Here is a 17,452-nt window from a genome sequence, read left to right on the forward strand (position 1 = left end):
ACTTGGCTTACCGCCGTATGGCGGCAGCGTCATGAATAGCGTATGCGATGACATAGTGCCGGGCGATCCGCGTCGCTCAGTCTTGCCAGGGTGGTGGGCAGATCGAGGAAATCGCTTTCGCCGTCGATCAGGGCATCGAGACGGGCGTCGCGCAGTAGCGTCAAGGCCAGTTGTAGGCGTTGGGCATGACTGCGTCGTGCGCGTCGTGCCGGGGAAACACCGCCGACCTGGCTGGCACGCAGCGTCAATCGCCGAGAGTGGAAAGCCTCGCCGAGGGGCAATGTGACCTCGTCGCGTCCGAACCAGCTTAGTTCGATGACCTCTGCTTCGTATCCCGCCAATGCTAGGGCGCTGCGCAGACCGTGAGGGTTGCCGCTGGCATTGATCACGATGTCTTGTTCACCCTCGGCATCGTGCGGGTGGCGAAAGGGCAGGCCTAGCGCGGCGGCCAATTCGGCCTTGCCGGCATCGATGTCGAGCAGCTGCACGCGCGCGCCGGCCGTTTGTTGGCACAGCCAAGCGACTAGGCTGCCGACCACGCCGGCACCGACGATGCTGATCCGGTCACCAACGCGTGGACCGGCATCCCACAGGGCGTTGACGGCGGTTTCCATGTTGGCCGCGAGGACCGCGCGTGCGGCGGGAAGATCCTCGGGTAGGGGCACGACGGCCTCGACGGGAATGACGTAGCGTGTCTGGTGAGGATAGAGACAGAAGACCTCGCGACCGCACCACGCATCCGGCCCTTCCTCGACCACACCGACGTTGGCATAGCCATATTTGACTGGCCCTGGAAAGTCTCCTTCCTGAAAAGGTGCGCGCATGCGGGTGTATTCACTCTCGGGGATCTTGCCTTGAAACACCAAGCTTTCGGTGCCGCGGCTGACGGCGCTGTAGCGTGTTCTGACCAACAGTTCATGCGCCTGGCGATTGGGCAAGGCATGCTGTCTGACCTCGCCGTGCCCCGGTGCCTGTATCCAAAAAGCCTGGGCGTTCGCTGCGTGCATGGCAAACCTCCTTCTTTGCCTTGAGTATCGTCCATGACACCATCCATGTACAGGCATTGTACATCAGGGTGTTTGTGTACCATTTTATTTTAAGTATCGAGTGCTATCAGCGTAGTGAAAACCGCGCTGTTTATTGGGCCCTCTGCCATAGTTAAACGCAGACGTTGGGGAGAAAAGGTCATGCGTGATACATCACGCCACGCCACCGGTCGCAGAGCATCGTGGGTACATGGAATGCCGGCGGTTCTGGAGCTGCTGCTGGGCTTGTGCCTGGTGGGGTTGCTGGTGGAAACCTTGCAGTGGCACCTGGCGGCACCGCGAGGGCTCGGCTGGTCGGTGGGAGGCGTCTATCTTGGCATGGCATTGATCATCCTTTGGGCATGGCCGGCGGCGCGGCGCTGGCTGGGATGGGCTAACCGCGTCACCCTGCTGCGTGCCGTGTTGATCGCCTTGCTTGCCGGCAGCATGGCGTTCCCGGAATTCATGGAGCGACACGTTTTCGAGATGACATGGGTAGCATTATTGGCGCTGTGCCTGGACGGCATCGATGGTTGGGTGGCGCGTCACACGCATTCCGCCAGCGACTTCGGTGCGCGTTTCGACATGGAGCTGGACGCATTTTTCATCATGGTGCTGTGCTGCGCGCTCATCGTGCTCGACAAGCTCGGCGGATGGGTGCTGGTGGTGGGCGCCATGCGTTATACCTTCGTGGCGGCGGGGCATGCATGGACATGGCTGCGGCGACCGTTACCCCCGAGCCTGCGCCGTAAGGCGGTCTGCGTCTGGCAGGTGATCAGCCTGCTGGCGGCGTTACTGCCTTGGGTATCGACCTTCTGGGCCATGTTGAGTGTAGGCCTGGCGCTGGTATTGCTGTTGTACTCGTTCATGAGTGATGTCGCGTGGCTATATCGCCGCCGACGCATGTGTGTCTGACATTGAGCTCACGCTCTCGGAGAGGTTAGGGGGCTTCAGCGACGGCTAAATGTCATTATTCAGCTTATATGCTTGATTGGCTGATCTAGTGATGTTCTTCAAGATGATTCAAATGGTTGATGAATTGCGTGAAGATTTCGGCCTGGGTGGAGGTATTCAGTCGTGCATGGATATTCTTGCGGTGCACCTTTACGGTGCCGACGCTGATTTTTAGGTGGTCGGCAATCGCTTGGGAAGAAAAACCCCGCAGGATGAGGTCGGTAATTTCCCGTTCACGCTGAGTCAGCACGCCACTGGCGAAAGTGCGCAGCGCGCGCTTCATGGGGCCGTCGGAACGGCCGTATTGCAGGAACTCGTTGGACTGGGTCTGCCAGAACTGGCGCATGAGCGCACTGATGACCGGGTAAAACTCTTGCAGGGCATTCAACTCGGTGCGCGAAATGCTTTCCAGCGAGGCTTTGCGCCCGAGCGTGATGGCGCAGGTCACTTCGTCATCGAGACGGATCAATAGATTGATCTCATCCACCAGCCCGAAGTTCTGGTAGCAGGTTTGATAGTACTCAGTGCTCTTGAATGAGTCCGGCATGATGTCGGCCAGTCGCACGATGCCGGGGGAGGCAGTGTCCTTGATGGCGTGGAACAGCGGGTCGAGGACATAGGCATGATTGATGTACTGGCGCAGGGTATCGCTCTGCTCCGCTGGATCGGAAGGGTGGACGAGAATCGGTCGCAGAGATTTCTTGTAGGTCAGTAGCAGAATCGTGTCGAAGAAACACAGGGTCGACAGGAAGGCCTCCAGCATCGCCGGAAAACTGCGCAGTCGCTGATGCTCGATGAGTACGGCCAGATTTTTCTGCCAGCTTTCATTGGTCTGTATCTGATTGACGCGATCTCTCATCGCTTGTCCTTGCTTCTTGTATGCGGCCGACAGGCGCTGTCAGGAATGCCCCAAGGCTAAGCTAGATGGTGAGCCGGTACCAGCCCGGCTCGCCTTCGGGTCATGCGGCAGGCAGAGCAGGCAGACATAAATGACGTCTTCCACCGACCGGATACCCCTGGGGTGATAGATACACCTCTATCTGGATGGGATATCTTGATGCTCTGATTTTCGAAAAGCATTCAAGAGTCATGTGTATGACGACGAATAACAAACAGGACAAGACCCGCGACCTGGACCTCTTCATCACGGATTTGAACGGGAATTTACGCGGCAAGCGCCTACCTGCCAGCGGTTTGAAAAAGCTCCACAAGGAAGGGATCAAACTGCCGCGTTCGGTGGTGGGCTTTGATTTCTGGGGCGCTGATGTTCTGGACAATGGCCTGGTATTCGAGACCGGTGACAGTGATGGCGTCTGCATGCCTGTCAGCCAAGAGCCAAGTCCTGTGCCCTGGTCGGAAGCGCCGCGTGACCAGATGCTGGCGATGATGTTCAATCCCGATGGAACGCCCTTCGGAGCCGATCCTCGGCAGGTGCTAAAGCGCATGGTGGATCGCTTCGCCGAAAAGGGGCTGACACCGGTGATGGCCACCGAACTCGAGTTCTATCTGATGGATGCCGAGTCGGAAAACATTCAGCGTCCGATACCGCCGGCACTGGCCGATGGCAAAGGACGCCGTCTCGCCAATGCGGAAGGTTATTCCGTGGAGGAAATGGACGGCTTCGAGGCCTTCTTCGCGGATATCCGTGAGGCCTGCCAGGGGCAGGGGATCGGCGCCGACACCATCATTGCCGAGATGGGCCCGGGGCAGTTCGAGGTGAACCTCAACCACGTGGCCGATCCGCTGAATGCGGGCGATCAGGCGATTCTCTTCAAGCGGCTCGTGCGTGGTGTTTCCCGCCGCCACGGCTATTCGGCGACCTTCATGGCCAAGCCTTACGTCGAGGAAAGCGGCAACGGCTTTCACACGCATTTCAGCCTGCTCGACCGCGACGGTCACAATGTGTTCGATGACGGCACCGAGCAGGGCAGTGATCTACTGCGCCACGCCATCGCTGGGCTGATGCAGTTGATGCCAGAGAGCATGCTGGTGTTCGCGCCGCATCTGAATTCCTATCGTCGCTTCATGTCGGGCGCTCATGCACCGACGCATGCTAGCTGGGGCTACGAGAACAGGACGGTGGCCTTGCGTGTGCCGGAAAGCCCCAACCTTGCACGTCGTATCGAGCACCGAGTGGCGGGGGCCGATGCCAATCCATATCTGGTGCTGGCGTCGGTTCTCGCCGGTGCATTGTATGGTATGGAAAACGCACTCGAGCCGGACGCCCCGGTGGAAGGTGATGCCTACGCCGACGAGAGTCCTCAATATCCGTTGCCTTGCGAGTGGCAGGATGCAATCACTCGCTTCGAGCAGAGCGAGAAATTGAGGGAATACCTGGGAGAAGAGTTCGTGCGTGTATACGCGCACGCCAAACGCCAGGAGCGCCGCCGTCTGAACGAGCGTATCTCCGATGTTGAATACGAGGCTTATCTGGGATTGCTCTGATCCTGGCCAGGCCCTGAATACATGCACGGCGCGGCCGTGAGCGAGGAATCAGCCATGACGCTTAAAATCGGCATACTGGCCACCGGCACGACGCCGGATAACCTGATCGAAACGTATGGTTCCTACGCCGACATGTTCGTTAATTTGTTCGGTCAAGCCGGTTATGACTTTACCTTCACGACCTTCGATGTCCGGGACGATGTTTTTCCCGAATCAGCCGATGCCTGTGATGCCTGGATCATCACCGGCTCGAAGTTCAGTGTCTGCGACAAGACGCCCTGGATGGCACGGTTGAAAGAACTGATTCTGGAAATCTACGACACCGGCCGTCCGATCGTTGGAATTTGCTTCGGCCACCAGATCGTGGCGGAAGCCTTCGGTGCCGACGTCGATCGATATCCGCAAGGCTGGGGCGTGGGACTGCACACCTATCAACTGGAAAAGAGTGTCAGGGAACTGAGCGCTCTGGATGGACGATTCACGCTGAATGCAGTGCATCAGGATCAGGTGCTTAGCAAGCCGAAGCAGGCTGAGGTCATTGCTTCTTCGTCGTTCTGCCCGTTTGCGGCCCTCCAGTACGACGACCGCATCCTGACCCTTCAGGCGCACCCAGAGTTCAACGTGGCATTCGAAACGCGGTTGCTTCAGTCACGTCGTGACGCTCCGATTCCGTCGACCGCGACCGACCCAGCGCTGGTCGAACTCAATGAAGCGTCTGCGCAGACGGATTCAATGCAGGTCGCCCACTGGATGGCCGAGTTTCTGCTGCAGGGTCGCCGTCGTTAGGCGTGTCTACGCGTTGTCTGAAAAAATGCCGGTGCTTACCCATACAGCGCCTGATGTAGCCATTCGGGATCAATCGGGCCATATCGCGATAATAGCCCGATGATCCCGAAAGCCCCATGCAACGCTCAGACACGCGGCTGCTGCTGGGTGATGCAGTGGATGTTGCCGCCGCCGAGCAGGATCTCGCGGGCATCGACGGCGACCACCCGGCGGTCTGGAAACAAGTTCTCGAGAATGGCGCGTGCCTCGTCGTCGTAGGCCGGGTCGAGTCTGGGTATCACCACCACCGAATTGCCAATGTAGAAATTGACGTAGGAGGCGGCCATGCGGTCGCCCGGTTGCCGTGGGCGCGAACTGCTCAGCCGGTCGACGCCGCTGGCTTCGGTCTCGGCGATGGTCAACGGACCGGGCATCGGTAGCTTGTGCACGGTAAGCCGCCGTCCCCTGGCATCGGTGGCCACCTCGAGAATTCCCAGGGCCTCGCGGGAGATGGCATGTTGCGGGTCGCTATCGTCATCGGTCCAGGTCAGCGCCACTTCGCCGGGGGCGACGAAGCAGCACAGGTTGTCGACGTGGCCGTCGGTCTCGTCCTGGAAACAGCCCCGCGGCAGCCAGATGATCTTTTCGACACCCAGGTAGGCGCACAACAGCCGTTCGATCTCGGGCTTGTCGAGATCGGGGTTGCGATTAGGGTTGAGCAGGCACTCCTCGGTGGTGATCAGGGTCCCCTCGCCATCGACGTGGATGGCGCCCCCTTCGACCACCAGTGGGGTGATGAAGCGTTCTATACCGAGTACCTCGGCGATCTTCTGGCGGATGCGACGATCCTTGTCCCAGGGAAAGTAGAGTCCACCGTTGAGTCCGCCCCAGGCGTTGAATTCCCAGTCGACCATGGCCAGGCGACCATCCGGATGGGTCAGGAAGGTCGGCCCGACATCACGCATCCAGGCATCGTTGCTGGAAAGCTCGATCACTCGGATGTGGCTCGGCAACTGGTTGCGGGCGTTCTCGTACTGGTCGTCGTTGACGCCGACGAATACCGTCTCGCTCTCGGCGATCGCGCGGGCCACGGCGACGAACGCCGCCTGGGCCGGCTTGGCGCCATAGCGCCAGTTGTCGGGACGCTGCGGCCAGAGCATCCAGCAGGCGTCGTGCGGGGCGAACTCGGCAGGCATGGAAAAACCGCGTTCTGCCGGGGTGGCGGTGCGACGCTCCGTCGCGATGTCCGTGTCGTTCATGATGAACCTCAAAGATAACCTGCCGCCAGAAATACCAGCGTGGCCAGGAAGGCGGCAATAAGCGCATAGGGAAGCTGGGTCAGGGCATGGGCCATGGGCGTGCAGCCGCTACCCTGGGCCGACAGCACAGTGGAGTCGCCATAGAAACAGGCGTGGCTGCCGAAGGCGCTGGCCGAGATCAATGCGCCGATCACCAGCGGCATCTCGGCGTCAACGCTGCTCGCCAATGGCAGAACGATCGGCATGGCCACGGCGAACAGCCCCCAGAACGAGCCGGTGGCAAAGGCCAGGAACGCCATCGTGACGAAGCTCACTGCCGGCAACAACTGAGCCGTCATCAGCGGTTGCAGCGTCTGGATTACGTATTCGGTGAGTCCCAGTCCGTCGTTGACTTCCTTGAGCGTGAAGCCGGCGACCAGCGTGCCCAATGGCATGAGCATCGACTTGAAGCCATCGAGTGCGGTATCGAAGGTGGCGTGAAAGCTCATCAGGCGCTGGCTGAAGATCAGTACCAGGGTCACGGCCAGGGCCACGATCACGCCGCGCAGTATGTCGATATCGAAATACCAGGTGAAGAAGATCAGGCTGGCGATGGGCAGCAGGAAGTTGAGCAGATGCGGACGGCGCTGGCCTTTGTCTTCGGTCTCCAGGGCGTTTTCCTCGGCGCCGTCGGGCATTACCTGGCCGCCGCTGGCGCGCAGTTCGGCCGTCTTCATGGGCCCGATGGCGGGGATCCAACCCATCGCGACCAGCGGGACCACCGCGGCGGCAATCCAGGCGTAGAACATAAAGGGGATCGCCTCGATGTAAAGTCCCATGCCGCTGCCGGTCACATTGTTTTCCTCGAGCAGTCCGGCGAAGAACACGGCCCAGGTCGAGAAGGGGACCAGGATGCAGATCGGTGCGGCGGTGGAGTCGACGATGTAGGCGAGCATCTCACGCGAGACCTTGAAGCGGTCGGTGATCTTCTTCATCGAGGCGCTGATCGCCAGGGCATTGAGATAGTCGTCGACGAAGATGGCCAGACCGAGGAGCCAGGTGGTCAGCAGTCCCTGCCGCCGGCCGTGGATGCGACGAGTCATGACGTCGCCGAAGGTCAGCACGCCACCGGTACGAACCAGTAGCGCGATCAGGCTGCCGAACAGCCCGCAGACCAGGATGATCCAGGTCACGGTGTCGTTGCCGAGCACCGTGAGCAACGTGTCGGAAGCCTGGGTCACCACGCTTGTCGGATCGATCATCAACATGCCGACCAAGGCGCCGGTCATCAGCGATTCGATGGTGCGGCGGGTGACGATGGCCATGATCAGCACAATCAGGGTGGGAAACAGGCTCCAGAGTCCGTAAGTGTCCATGTGATCCTCTTTTGTGATTGTTGGTTCAACGCATGAGGGGGAGGTTTGAAGGGCCGTGGTAGCGGCCCTTCATCGGTCACAGGTAGCCATCAGCGCGGAGTGTTGCGGTGGTCTTCGTCAGCGCCGCATCGAGGATATCCACCACGCGGTCGACGGTTTCCCGCGTCCAGATCAGCGGTGGCGACACGATGTTGAGGTGTCCGACCGGGCGAATGATCAGACCGCGCTGCTGTGCCTCGAAGGCGACTCGGTCGCCCACCCGTGCCTCCACCGGGAAGAGCGCCTTGGTCTGCTTGTCGGCGACGTTCTCGAGACACATCATGAAGTGGCTGCCACGCACGTCGCCCACCGTGGCGTGATGCGACAACGATGCCAGGCGTTCCTCGAGATAGGGGCCTACCGCGCGGACGTTTTCGCAGATCCCCTCGCGCTCGATGATCTCGATGTTCTTGAGTGCCGCCGCGCAGCTCACCGGATGTCCGGAATAGGTGAAGCCGGTGCTCAGCACGCCGCCCGGCCCCTGCGGCGTGGACAGCACGTCGTAGAGTTCGTCGGAGATCAGCGTCGCGCCCAGCGGTGCATAGCCGGAAGACAGCCCCTTGGCGCAGTTGATGATATCGGGCTGGGTCTCGTACACCGCCTCGGAGGCGAAGAAATGCCCCAGGCGACCGAAACCGGTCACGACCTCGTCGGCGATGTAAAGGATGTCGTTGGCGCGACACACCGCCTGCATGCGCTTGTGGTAGCCCTTCGGTGCCACCAGCACGCCGCCGGCGCCCATGATCGGTTCGGCGATGAAGGCGGCGATGTTGTCGGCGCCGATTTCGGCGACGGTTTCCTCGAATTCTCGGACCAGATGCTCGCAGTATTCAGCCTCGCTCATCCCCTCGGGACGGCGGTAACAGTTGGCCTCGCTCAGATGGGTGACCAGATGGTCGAGGGTGTCGAAGTCCCAGTTGTTGCTGGCGATGCCGGTCAGGGTGGAGGCGAGGTAGGTGGTGCCGTGGTAGGCGTTGTTGCGTGAAATGATGCGCTTCTTGGCCGGCTTGCCGAGGCGGTTGAAGTAGTAATGCACCAGGCGGATGGTGGCGTCGTTGGCCGTCGAGCCGCCGCAGCTGTAGAAGACGTGGTTGAGGTGCGCGGGGGCGAGCTCGGCCAGCCTGGCGGAAAGCTCGGCCGCCGGGGCGTTGGACAGGTTGTTGAAGGTCGAGAAGTAGGCCATGCGCGTGGCCTGCTCGGCCATGGCCTGGCCGATCTCGGCGCGGCCGTGCCCGACGTTGACGCACCACAGCCCGGCGATGCCGTCGATGAAACGGTTGCCCTTGGCATCCTGCACGTAGATGCCGTCGCTGTCGGTGATCAGGTCGCAGCCCTCCTCGTGAAAGGTGCTGAAGTCGGTGAACGGGTGGATGAAGTGATCCTTGTCTTTCTGCCACAGCGCTTGGGCATCGTGGGCACGGGTCTCGATGGTCATGGTGTTGTCTCGCACGTTGAAAGCGGTCAGTGCCGGGATGGGTGGCCGCGATGAGTCGTCGTGATGCGTCGTTGTGATACGTCGTTGCGTTCGCAAAGAGACTAGCGAGGAAGGGTAGGGCGGGAATATATCCTGATAGGGGTATATCGCAACGACCCGGGAGCCGCCTAATGTGTTCCATGACCCAAACACCTGACAAGCACAAAGGGGAGACTTCATGGCGGTTTCCATTGACGGCCAACGGCTATGGGACAGTCTGATGGCGATGGCCGAGATCGGCCCGACCGAAAACGGCGGCAGTTGTCGCCTGGCCTTGACGCTGGAAGATGCCGCTGGACGACGCCTGCTGCTCGACTGGTGCGAGGCGCTCGGTTGTACCTGGCAGGTCGATCGCGTCGGCAACCTCTTCATCCGCCGCGCCGGCAAGCGCGACGATCTCGCGCCGGTGGCCATGGGAAGTCATCTCGATACCCAGCCCAAGGGCGGTCGCTTCGACGGCATTCTCGGCGTTCTGGCCGGGCTCGAAGTGCTGCGCGCACTCGCGGACCGCGACATCGTCACCGAGCGGCCGCTGGTACTGGTGGTCTGGACCAACGAGGAAGGCAGCCGTTTCGCGCCGGCCATGGTCGCTTCCGGTACCTATGCCGGTGCGTTCAGCGTCGAGTCGACCCTGGCCCGTGAGGACCGCGACGGCGTGACGTTCGGCGAGGCGCTCGAGGCCTGCGGTTATGCCGGCGAATCGCCGGTCGGCGAGCCGCGTCTGGACAGCTTCTTCGAGCTGCACATCGAACAGGGCCCGGTGCTCGAGGAAGAAGGCGAGACCATCGGCGTGGTGACCGGTGTCCAGGGCATGCGCTGGTTCGACGTGGCGCTTGCGGGGCAGTCGGCCCATGCCGGTCCCACCCCCATGCGTTATCGGCGCGATGCCCTGGCCGCGGCGGCGCGTCTGATCGACCGGCTGCAGGCCCATGCGCTGGCCGACGAAAGCGGCGACACCAAGGTGACCTGCGGCTGCCTGGAGATCGTATCCGCCTCTCGCAATGTGGTGCCAGGCGACGTCAAGCTCACCATCGACCTGCGCCATGTGGTAGAGAACGAACTCGACGCATTGCAGGCGTATTTCGAGGGACTGCTCAGCGAAGTGGGCGAGACCTGCGGCGTCACGGTGACCCAGGAGCGGATCTGGGCCTCGCCGGTGGTCGAGTTCGCCCCCGAGTGCGTCGCTGCGGTGGAACGCGGCGCCCGTGAGCAGGAGCTGAAATACCGTCGCATGATGAGCGGTGCCGGTCATGATGCCGTCTATGTGTCGCGGGTCGCGCCGACGGCCATGATCTTCGTGCCCTGCCGCGACGGCATCAGCCACAACGAGGCCGAATACGCCACGCCGGAAGACTGTGCCGCAGGCACGCAAGTGCTCTGCGATGCGATTCTTGAACGCGCCAACCGTGCGTCCTGATACTGGGAGAACAACATGACTCACTCCACCCCTTCAAACCCCGTCACTCACGCCGATTGGCAGGCCCTGGCCGAGCACCTGACTGTCGAAGCAGGCCTCGAGGCGCGTGCCTATATCGATGACACCTTCGTCGATGCCGTCGATGGCGCGACCTTCACCACGCTCAATCCGGCCACCGGCGAGACGCTCGCCGAAGTGGCCAGTTGCGATGCGGCCGACGCCGAGACGGCGGTGTCGGTGGCGCGGCGTGCCTTCGAGAGCGGCGCGTGGTCGCGTTCGTCACCGGGCGAACGCAAGGCCGTGCTGCTGCGTCTGGCCGACCTGATGGAGGCGCACCAGCACGAGCTGGCGCTGCTCGACAGCCTGGACATGGGGAAGCCGGTATCGAGTGCCATGGGCGACATGGCCGGTGCCATCGGTTGCATTCGTCACCATGCCGAGTCCATCGACAAGCTCTATGGTGAAATCGCGCCCACCGGCGAGGAAAGCCTGGGGCTGGTTCTGCGCGAGCCGCTGGGTGTGGTGGCGTCGATCGTGCCCTGGAACTTCCCGTTGATGATGACGGCCTGGAAGATCGGCCCGGCGCTGGCGGCTGGCAACAGTGTCATCCTCAAGCCGTCGGAAAAATCACCGCTTTCGGCGTTGCGCCTCGCCCAGCTGACGCGCGAAGCCGGCTTGCCGCGCGGCATTTTTCAGGTTCTGCCCGGCTTCGGTCATACCGTGGGCAAGGCCTTGGCATTGTCCAGGGGGGTCGACTGTCTGGCCTTTACTGGCTCCACTGGGGTCGGCAAACAGTTGATGCAGTACGCCGGTCAATCGAATCTCAAGAAGGTCTTTCTGGAGTGTGGCGGCAAGAGTCCAAATCTCGTCTTCGCCGACTGCAAGGATCTAGATCTGGTGGCAGAGCATGCCGCGGGGGCGATCTTCCACAACCAGGGCGAGGTGTGCATCGCCGGCTCGCGGCTTCTGGTCGAGAACACGATCCGTGAGGTCTTCGTCGACAAGGTGCTGGCAGCCGCCGAACGCATGCAGCCCGGCGATCCGTTGGATCCGGCGAGCTTCATGGGCGCAATGGTCGATCAGACCCAGTATCAACGTGTACTCGATTATATTCGCCAGGGTGTCGAAGAGGGCGCTACGCTACGTGCCGGCGGCCAGGCCCTGAATGTCAAAGGGATCAATGGCCAGGGTCTCTTCATCGGGCCGACGGTGTTCGATGGCGTCACCGAATCCATGGCCATCGGCCGGGAGGAAATCTTCGGCCCGGTATTGGCGGTGTTCGGCTTCGATACCGAGGAAGAGGCCGTACGGCTGGCCAACGACAGCGACTACGGCCTGGCGGCGGGCCTATGGAGTCAGGACATCGATCGCATCATGCGCGTCACCCGTCGGCTGCGCTCGGGCCAGGTCTTCGTCAACAACTGGGCCGATATGGATCAGACGGTGCCCTTCGGCGGGGTCAAGCAGTCCGGAAACGGTCGTGACAAGTCCCACCATTCGCTGGAGGAATACTCCGATCTCAAGACCGTCTGGATGACGCTGACGCCTTCGACTTGAACGTCGCCACGAGGTCAGTGATGTTCCACGACTAAAGGGAGCGCCGAGGTTTACTGCTCCACCTGGCGTCGCGAGACCAGCGCCACGTGATCGAGGAAAAGCCGAAAGAGCTGTGACTGGCTGGAAACCTCTAGGCGTTGATAGAGGTGCTTGCGGTGGACCTTGACGGTGCCGTCGCTGATGCCCAGCTCGCGGGCCGCCGATTTGGTGGAATGGCCCGCCAGCAGCAGGCGCACGATCTCTCGTTCGCGTGCCGTCAGGCGCTCCCGCCCGAAGCTATCGAAGGCTTCTTCCACTGGCTCTCGTTCGGCTAGGCATTGATGGAAGCGATGTTCCTGCCACTTCCAGTATTCTCCGAGCAGCACTTCCAGCACTGGCGAGATGTGTCGTAACGCCTGCAGATCCCGGCGAGTGATCCGTGGGGCATCGTCGCGAAATCCCAGTGACACCACCATGATAACGTCCGTGTCGACCCTGGCGAACAAGCCGATCTCGTCGGTGAGTCCCAGGGCTCGATAATAGTGATGATAGTAATCGCTGTTTTCGAAACGATCCGGGGCCAGCTCGCGCAGCCGGTGCGCGCCACTCTCCAGCCCGTCATAGACGGCCTTGAAGAAAGGATCCAGCAGAAAGGCCTGGTTCAAATAGCGTTCGATGCCTTGTTGGCGCTGCGCTGGAGGGTAATTGTCGTGAATCAGCAGCGGCCGTCGTTGTCCTTTATAGGTGTTGATCAGGATGGTGTCGAAACCGACCAGCTCGCGCAGCGTCTGCTCCAGCAGGAGTGGAAAGCCGCTGCCGGCGACGCCTTGGAACAGGCGAGCCAGATGATGGTGCCAGGCTAGGCTGGCTGAATTGGCGAGGTGGTCGGTCGGTGTCACGAAAAAATAGCCTAGACCCTGAGCAGAAGATGTTCGCGCTCCCAGGAGCTGATCACCTGAAAATACTCGCGGTGCTCGGCGCGCTTGACCGCGAGGTAGCTGTTGGTGAAACGCTCGCCGAGTATCTCGGCCAGTGGCTGACACTCGCTCAGCATATCCAGCGCCGGGCGAATATCGTCTGGCAGCTTATGGCCGCCGGACCAAGCCGATCCGATCATCGGCGGACGCGGCTCGAGTTGGCCTAGCATGCCGAGATAGCCACAGGCCAGTGAGGCTGCCATAACCAGATAGGGATTGGCATCGGCCCCCGCCAGGCGATTCTCGACCCGGGTCGCCTCGGGCGTCGAGACTGGCACGCGCAGGCCCACGGTGCGGTTGTCGGTGCCCCACTCGACATTGGTCGGTGCCGAGCCGCTGGTCTCGGTACGCATCAGCCGGCGGTAGGAGTTGACATTGGGTGCCAGTAGCGGCATGGCCGAGGGCAGGTATTGTTGCAGTCCGCCGATGAACTGTTGGAACAGTCGACTAGATTTGCCATTTTCGCCAGCGAACAGATTATCACCGGATTCGGCGTCCAACAGGCTTTGATGGAGGTGCATCGAACTGCCCGGCTCATTGGCCATCGGTTTGGCCATGAAAGTGGCATACATGCCGTGACGTAGCGCCGTTTCGCGCAGGGCGCGCTTGAACATTACTACCTGATCAGCCAGCCGCAGGGGGTCGCCGTGCTGGAAGTTGACCTCCATCTGCCCGGCGCCTTCTTCGTGAATCAGAGTATCCAGGTCGAGGTCCATAGCATCGCAGTAGTCGTACATTTCCTCGAACAACGGGTCGAACTCGTTGACCGCATCGATGGAGAACGATTGACGACTGCTTTCCTGGCGGCCGTTGCGGCCGATCGGTGGTTCCAGGGGGTAGTCGGAGTCGGTGTTAGTCTTGACTAGGAAGAACTCGACCTCGGGCGCGACGACCGGCTTCCAGCCGCGCGCTTCGTAGAAAGATATTACCCGCTTGAGCACATGGCGGGGGGAAAGTTCCACCGGCTCTCCAGTCAGGTAGTGGCAATCGTGGATGATCTGAGCGGTGGCGTCATCGGCCCAGGGAACGAGGAAGATGGCATTGGGATCGGGTACCAGCTCCATGTCCCGCTCTGCAGGGTTCCAGAAGTGGATGTCGTCATCGTCAGGATAGCCGCCAGTGACGGTCTGGATGAAGATCGAGTCCGGCAGTCGCGGACGACCGCCACCCAGATACTTGCCTGCGGGCATGATCTTGCCCTTGAGAATGCCGGTGAGGTCGGTGACCAGACACTCGACCTCGGTAATGCCGTGAGTCTGGAACCAGTCGTTGAAGTGGGGGTGTTCCTGGCGGTTACTCATGGGGTTTCCTTGCTCTGCAAATGAGACCCCGACCGACTGGCCGGGGCCCGTTGTCTCAGCGTGCCTGAACCTCTGACCACAACTGCTGGAAGACCTGCAGTTGCTCGCCCTCGAGACTGGGCGTGAAATGCAGCCGTTTCATGTCTTCTTCCGATGGCTGAATCGGGGGTTGGGTCAGTATTTCGTCGAGGTAGGGCTGAGCCGCCGCATTGGGGCTGGCGTAGTAGTTGTAGTTGGATAGCTGAGCGCCGATCTTGGCGTCGAGGATGAAGTTAATGAACTTGTGGGCCAACTCGGGATGGGGAGCCTTGGAGGGGATCAGCATGGTGTCGACCCACATCTCGGTGCCTTCGTCGGGAATCATGAACTTGATGTTCTCGAAAGAGTCCGGGTTATCCTGGCTGTAGAAGAGATAGTCACCGTTGTAGCTCAAGGCGACGTGTGTCACGCCACGCGCCAGTTGTTGCAGGCTCGGTGTGCCGTCGACGAAACCGCTGAAGTTGTCGCGATTCTTGGTCTCGATCAGCAGCCTTGCGGCCTCCTTCCAGGCCTCGGTATCGGTGCAGTCATAGCCGTGGCCCAGATAGGCGCAGGCACCACCCATGCTTACCTGTCCATCGCCCATCAGCGCGAAAGGGTGCCCCGGATTGACCTCGGGGTCGAACATCAGCGACCAACTCTTGGGCGCATCGGGGAACGTCTCGGCATTGTACACCAGGCCGGTCACCCCCCACTGGTAAGGCGCCGAATAGGTGCTCTGCGGATCGTAGCTGGGGCTCTCGAACTGCTCCATGACGTTGTCCAAGTTGGGAATCTTGGACTTGTCGAGCTTCTGTACCATGCCGGTCTCGATGAGCCGCGGCACATAGTAGTTGGACGGTACGATGATGTCGTACTGCGACACTCCACCTGCATTGAGTTTGGCAAACATCTCGGGTAGCGAGTTGTAGTAGTTCTGCACCACCTCTGCGTCGTATTTCTCCTCGAAGGCCTTGATGATCGCCGGGTCCATGTACTGGGTCCAGTTGAACAGATACAGCTTGTTGTCTTCCTGAGCCTGGACGCCGCTGGCCAGCAGCAGACCTCCGAGTGTAGCGGCGATTCTTGTGGTCATTGTTTTCATCGTTTCGCTCTCCTTCGGTGCTACGTTTTGTTGGTGCTACATCGTTTTGACAGGAAGCGCCTAGCGGCGTCCCTGCCGATTGAACAGCATGCTGAATATCGCGGCCATGGCCACCGCACCGATCATCAGGGTGGCAATCGCGTTGATTTCGGGCGTCACTCCCTTCTTGATGGCGCTCCAGATATAGATCGGTAATGTGGCGCTTTCCGGCCCTGCCGTGAAGAAACTGATCACGAAGTCGTCGATCGACAGCGTAAACGACAGGAAGAAGGCAGAAATCAGTGCCGGCTTGATGGTCGGCACCATGAAGTGCACCACGCGCTTGATCGGTGACGCATAGAGGTCCTTGGCGGCCTCGAACAGCGTCGGGTCCAGGCCTACGAAGCGCGAGTAGACGATCAGCGCCACGAAGGGAATCTGGAACGTCACATGCGCGATGATCATGGTGCCGAGCCCGGGTTCCAGCAGCCCGGTCCATGCGTGGATCTGCACGAAGAAAGCCATCTCTGAGATGCCGAAGACGATATCGGGTAGCACGATCGGCAGGTAGATCAGAGCGATCAGCCAGCCCAGCTTGCGGTGGCGATGACGATACATGCCGTAGCCAATCAAGCATCCAATCACCAGCGCTATGATCGAGGAGCTCACCGCCAGCACTAGGCTATTACCGAAGGCGTTGATGATCTGCTCGTTGTCGAACAACCTGCGATACCAGGCCAGCGAGAAGTTCTCGAAAACGGCTGTGCTGTTGGCCGAATTGAATGAGAACAGCACGATCACGAACAAGGGGACGTAGAGGAAGAAGAGCGTCCCCCACCAAATGCCGGCGAGGCCGCGCGCAAGCGTTCGCTTTCTCATATCACCACCTCCTCACCGCCGCCCAGACGCTTGCCGATACGCCGCATGGCGAACAGCCCGATGAATGTCGCTATCAACATCAAAATCGCCCCTGCAGCTCCCAGCGGCCAATTGGAACTTCCAGAGAACTGGTTGGCGACCAGGTTGCCGAGCATCATGCCCTTGCCGCCGCCGAGAAGCTCGGGAATTACGTACATGCCGAAGGCGGGAATCGCTACCAGTACCGTGCCGGCCAGTAGTCCTGGGAGCGTCTGCGGAAAAACAGCGTGCCAAAAAGCTCGCACCGGGCTGGCATAGAGATCTTGTGCGGCCTGTACCTGCGCCGTATCGAGCTTCTCGAAGGCGGCATACAGCGGGAGCACCATGAATGGCAAGAAGTTGTAGACCAGCCCCAGGGTGACCGCGAAGTTGGAGGGGTAAAGCCCCATGTTGGGTGCCACCAGCCCGAGGCTCTCGGCCAGGCTGGAAAGCGGTGTGCCGGGGGCCAGCAGGTTCATCCAGCCGAAGGCGCGAATCACCTGATTGGTCCATGACGGCACGACGACCAGCAGCAACAGGATCGGCCGCCACTTCTCACGGCAGGTCGTGATGTAATAGGCCACCGGGTAGGCGATGATCACGACCAGCACCGTCGATACCAGGGTCTGCCACAGCGAACGCAGCAGCGTGTAGAGGTTGCCTGGACTCCAGCCTAGAAAGCCGACGCCGGCCAGGCGCTCGAAAGAGTCCAGCGACAGCGGCATCTGCGGCAGGCCATAGGGCCCGTTGGTCATGAAGGCCACACCCATCAGGTACGCGCTGGGCAACACCAAGAAGATGAATATCCAGAATGCCCCTGGGGTCACCGTGAACAGCAGATGGCGAGTCTCGCTGACTACCGCCCGGCGTCGCGACGCCATTGGGGATGTTCGCACCATTTCGCTT

At 60.9% G+C, this 17,452-nt stretch carries 15 protein-coding genes; 5 read left to right on the forward strand and 10 right to left on the reverse strand.

Annotated elements, in window-relative coordinates:
* Nucleotides 1-29: 29 nt before the first annotated feature.
* The gene (locus LUN51_RS12950) at nucleotides 30-1,007 is read right to left on the reverse strand and encodes a zinc-dependent alcohol dehydrogenase (protein ID WP_277811596.1); all 978 of its coding nucleotides are present in this window, start codon (nucleotides 1,005-1,007) and stop codon (nucleotides 30-32) included.
* Between the two features lie 180 nt (nucleotides 1,008-1,187).
* On the opposite strand from LUN51_RS12950, the gene LUN51_RS12955 reads away from it, so the two are divergent.
* On the forward strand, nucleotides 1,188-1,940 hold the full coding sequence (locus LUN51_RS12955) for a CDP-alcohol phosphatidyltransferase family protein (RefSeq protein ID WP_277811597.1): 753 nt from the start codon (nucleotides 1,188-1,190) through the stop codon (nucleotides 1,938-1,940).
* Nucleotides 1,941-2,025: 85 nt separating this feature from the next.
* On the opposite strand, the gene LUN51_RS12960 is transcribed toward LUN51_RS12955, so the two are convergent.
* Entirely contained in the window at nucleotides 2,026-2,838 is an 813-nt protein-coding gene (locus tag LUN51_RS12960; protein ID WP_277811598.1) for a response regulator transcription factor, read from the reverse strand.
* A gap of 230 nt (nucleotides 2,839-3,068) precedes the next feature.
* Between LUN51_RS12960 and LUN51_RS12965 the strand changes: the two genes are divergently transcribed.
* Nucleotides 3,069-4,424 (forward strand): glutamine synthetase family protein, encoded by a 1,356-nt coding sequence (locus tag LUN51_RS12965; protein ID WP_277811599.1) that lies wholly within the window; start codon nucleotides 3,069-3,071, stop codon nucleotides 4,422-4,424.
* Nucleotides 4,425-4,445: 21 nt separating this feature from the next.
* Nucleotides 4,446-5,210 carry a glutamine amidotransferase-related protein gene (locus LUN51_RS12970; protein WP_277811600.1) on the forward strand — a complete coding sequence of 255 codons (765 nt, stop codon included), beginning with the start codon at nucleotides 4,446-4,448 and terminating at the stop codon, nucleotides 5,208-5,210.
* A gap of 125 nt (nucleotides 5,211-5,335) precedes the next feature.
* Here the strand turns inward: LUN51_RS12970 and aguA are convergent, their stop codons facing one another.
* The 3 genes from aguA to LUN51_RS12985 all read right to left on the reverse strand — a co-directional run bounded on the left by aguA (nucleotide 5,336) and on the right by LUN51_RS12985 (nucleotide 9,277).
* Nucleotides 5,336-6,448, reverse strand: a complete 1,113-nt coding sequence (aguA, locus tag LUN51_RS12975; protein WP_277811601.1) for an agmatine deiminase — start codon at nucleotides 6,446-6,448, stop codon at nucleotides 5,336-5,338.
* Nucleotides 6,449-6,456: 8 nt separating this feature from the next.
* Nucleotides 6,457-7,803, reverse strand: coding sequence for a Na+/H+ antiporter NhaC family protein (locus tag LUN51_RS12980; protein WP_277811602.1), 1,347 nt, complete (start codon nucleotides 7,801-7,803; stop codon nucleotides 6,457-6,459).
* 76 nt (nucleotides 7,804-7,879) lie between these two features.
* Nucleotides 7,880-9,277 carry an aminotransferase gene (locus LUN51_RS12985; protein ID WP_277811603.1) on the reverse strand — a complete coding sequence of 466 codons (1,398 nt, stop codon included), beginning with the start codon at nucleotides 9,275-9,277 and terminating at the stop codon, nucleotides 7,880-7,882.
* A 217-nt stretch (nucleotides 9,278-9,494) separates the two neighbouring features.
* Here LUN51_RS12985 and LUN51_RS12990 point away from each other — a divergent pair, with 217 nt between their 5' ends.
* Together LUN51_RS12990 and LUN51_RS12995 are read left to right on the forward strand one after the other, a co-directional pair.
* The gene (locus LUN51_RS12990) at nucleotides 9,495-10,733 is read left to right on the forward strand and encodes a Zn-dependent hydrolase (RefSeq protein ID WP_277811604.1); all 1,239 of its coding nucleotides are present in this window, start codon (nucleotides 9,495-9,497) and stop codon (nucleotides 10,731-10,733) included.
* Between the two features lie 15 nt (nucleotides 10,734-10,748).
* Nucleotides 10,749-12,290: an aldehyde dehydrogenase gene (locus tag LUN51_RS12995; RefSeq protein WP_277811606.1), complete on the forward strand. Its 1,542-nt coding sequence runs from the start codon at nucleotides 10,749-10,751 to the stop codon at nucleotides 12,288-12,290.
* A gap of 50 nt (nucleotides 12,291-12,340) precedes the next feature.
* Here the strand turns inward: LUN51_RS12995 and LUN51_RS13000 are convergent, their stop codons facing one another.
* Genes LUN51_RS13000 through LUN51_RS13020 form a run of 5 tightly spaced genes read right to left on the reverse strand, consistent with a single transcriptional unit; the run spans nucleotide 12,341 to nucleotide 17,445 of the window.
* A complete protein-coding gene (locus LUN51_RS13000) occupies nucleotides 12,341-13,168 on the reverse strand; it encodes a LuxR family transcriptional regulator (RefSeq protein WP_277811607.1) in 828 nt (275 codons plus the stop codon).
* Nucleotides 13,169-13,179: 11 nt separating this feature from the next.
* The gene (locus tag LUN51_RS13005; RefSeq protein WP_277811608.1) at nucleotides 13,180-14,547 is read right to left on the reverse strand and encodes a glutamine synthetase family protein; all 1,368 of its coding nucleotides are present in this window, start codon (nucleotides 14,545-14,547) and stop codon (nucleotides 13,180-13,182) included.
* Nucleotides 14,548-14,602: 55 nt separating this feature from the next.
* Nucleotides 14,603-15,670, reverse strand: coding sequence for an ABC transporter substrate-binding protein (locus LUN51_RS13010; RefSeq protein ID WP_277811609.1), 1,068 nt, complete (start codon nucleotides 15,668-15,670; stop codon nucleotides 14,603-14,605).
* A gap of 60 nt (nucleotides 15,671-15,730) precedes the next feature.
* Nucleotides 15,731-16,528, reverse strand: a complete 798-nt coding sequence (locus tag LUN51_RS13015; protein ID WP_277811610.1) for an ABC transporter permease — start codon at nucleotides 16,526-16,528, stop codon at nucleotides 15,731-15,733.
* Nucleotides 16,525-17,445, reverse strand: coding sequence for an ABC transporter permease (locus LUN51_RS13020; protein ID WP_277811611.1), 921 nt, complete (start codon nucleotides 17,443-17,445; stop codon nucleotides 16,525-16,527). The genes LUN51_RS13015 and LUN51_RS13020 overlap by 4 nt, the downstream gene beginning before the upstream one ends.
* Nucleotides 17,446-17,452 lie beyond the last annotated feature (7 nt).

Origin of the sequence: Chromohalobacter canadensis, assembly GCF_029544075.1 — a bacterium.
GTDB classification, from domain to species: Bacteria; Pseudomonadota; Gammaproteobacteria; order Pseudomonadales; family Halomonadaceae; genus Chromohalobacter; species Chromohalobacter canadensis_A.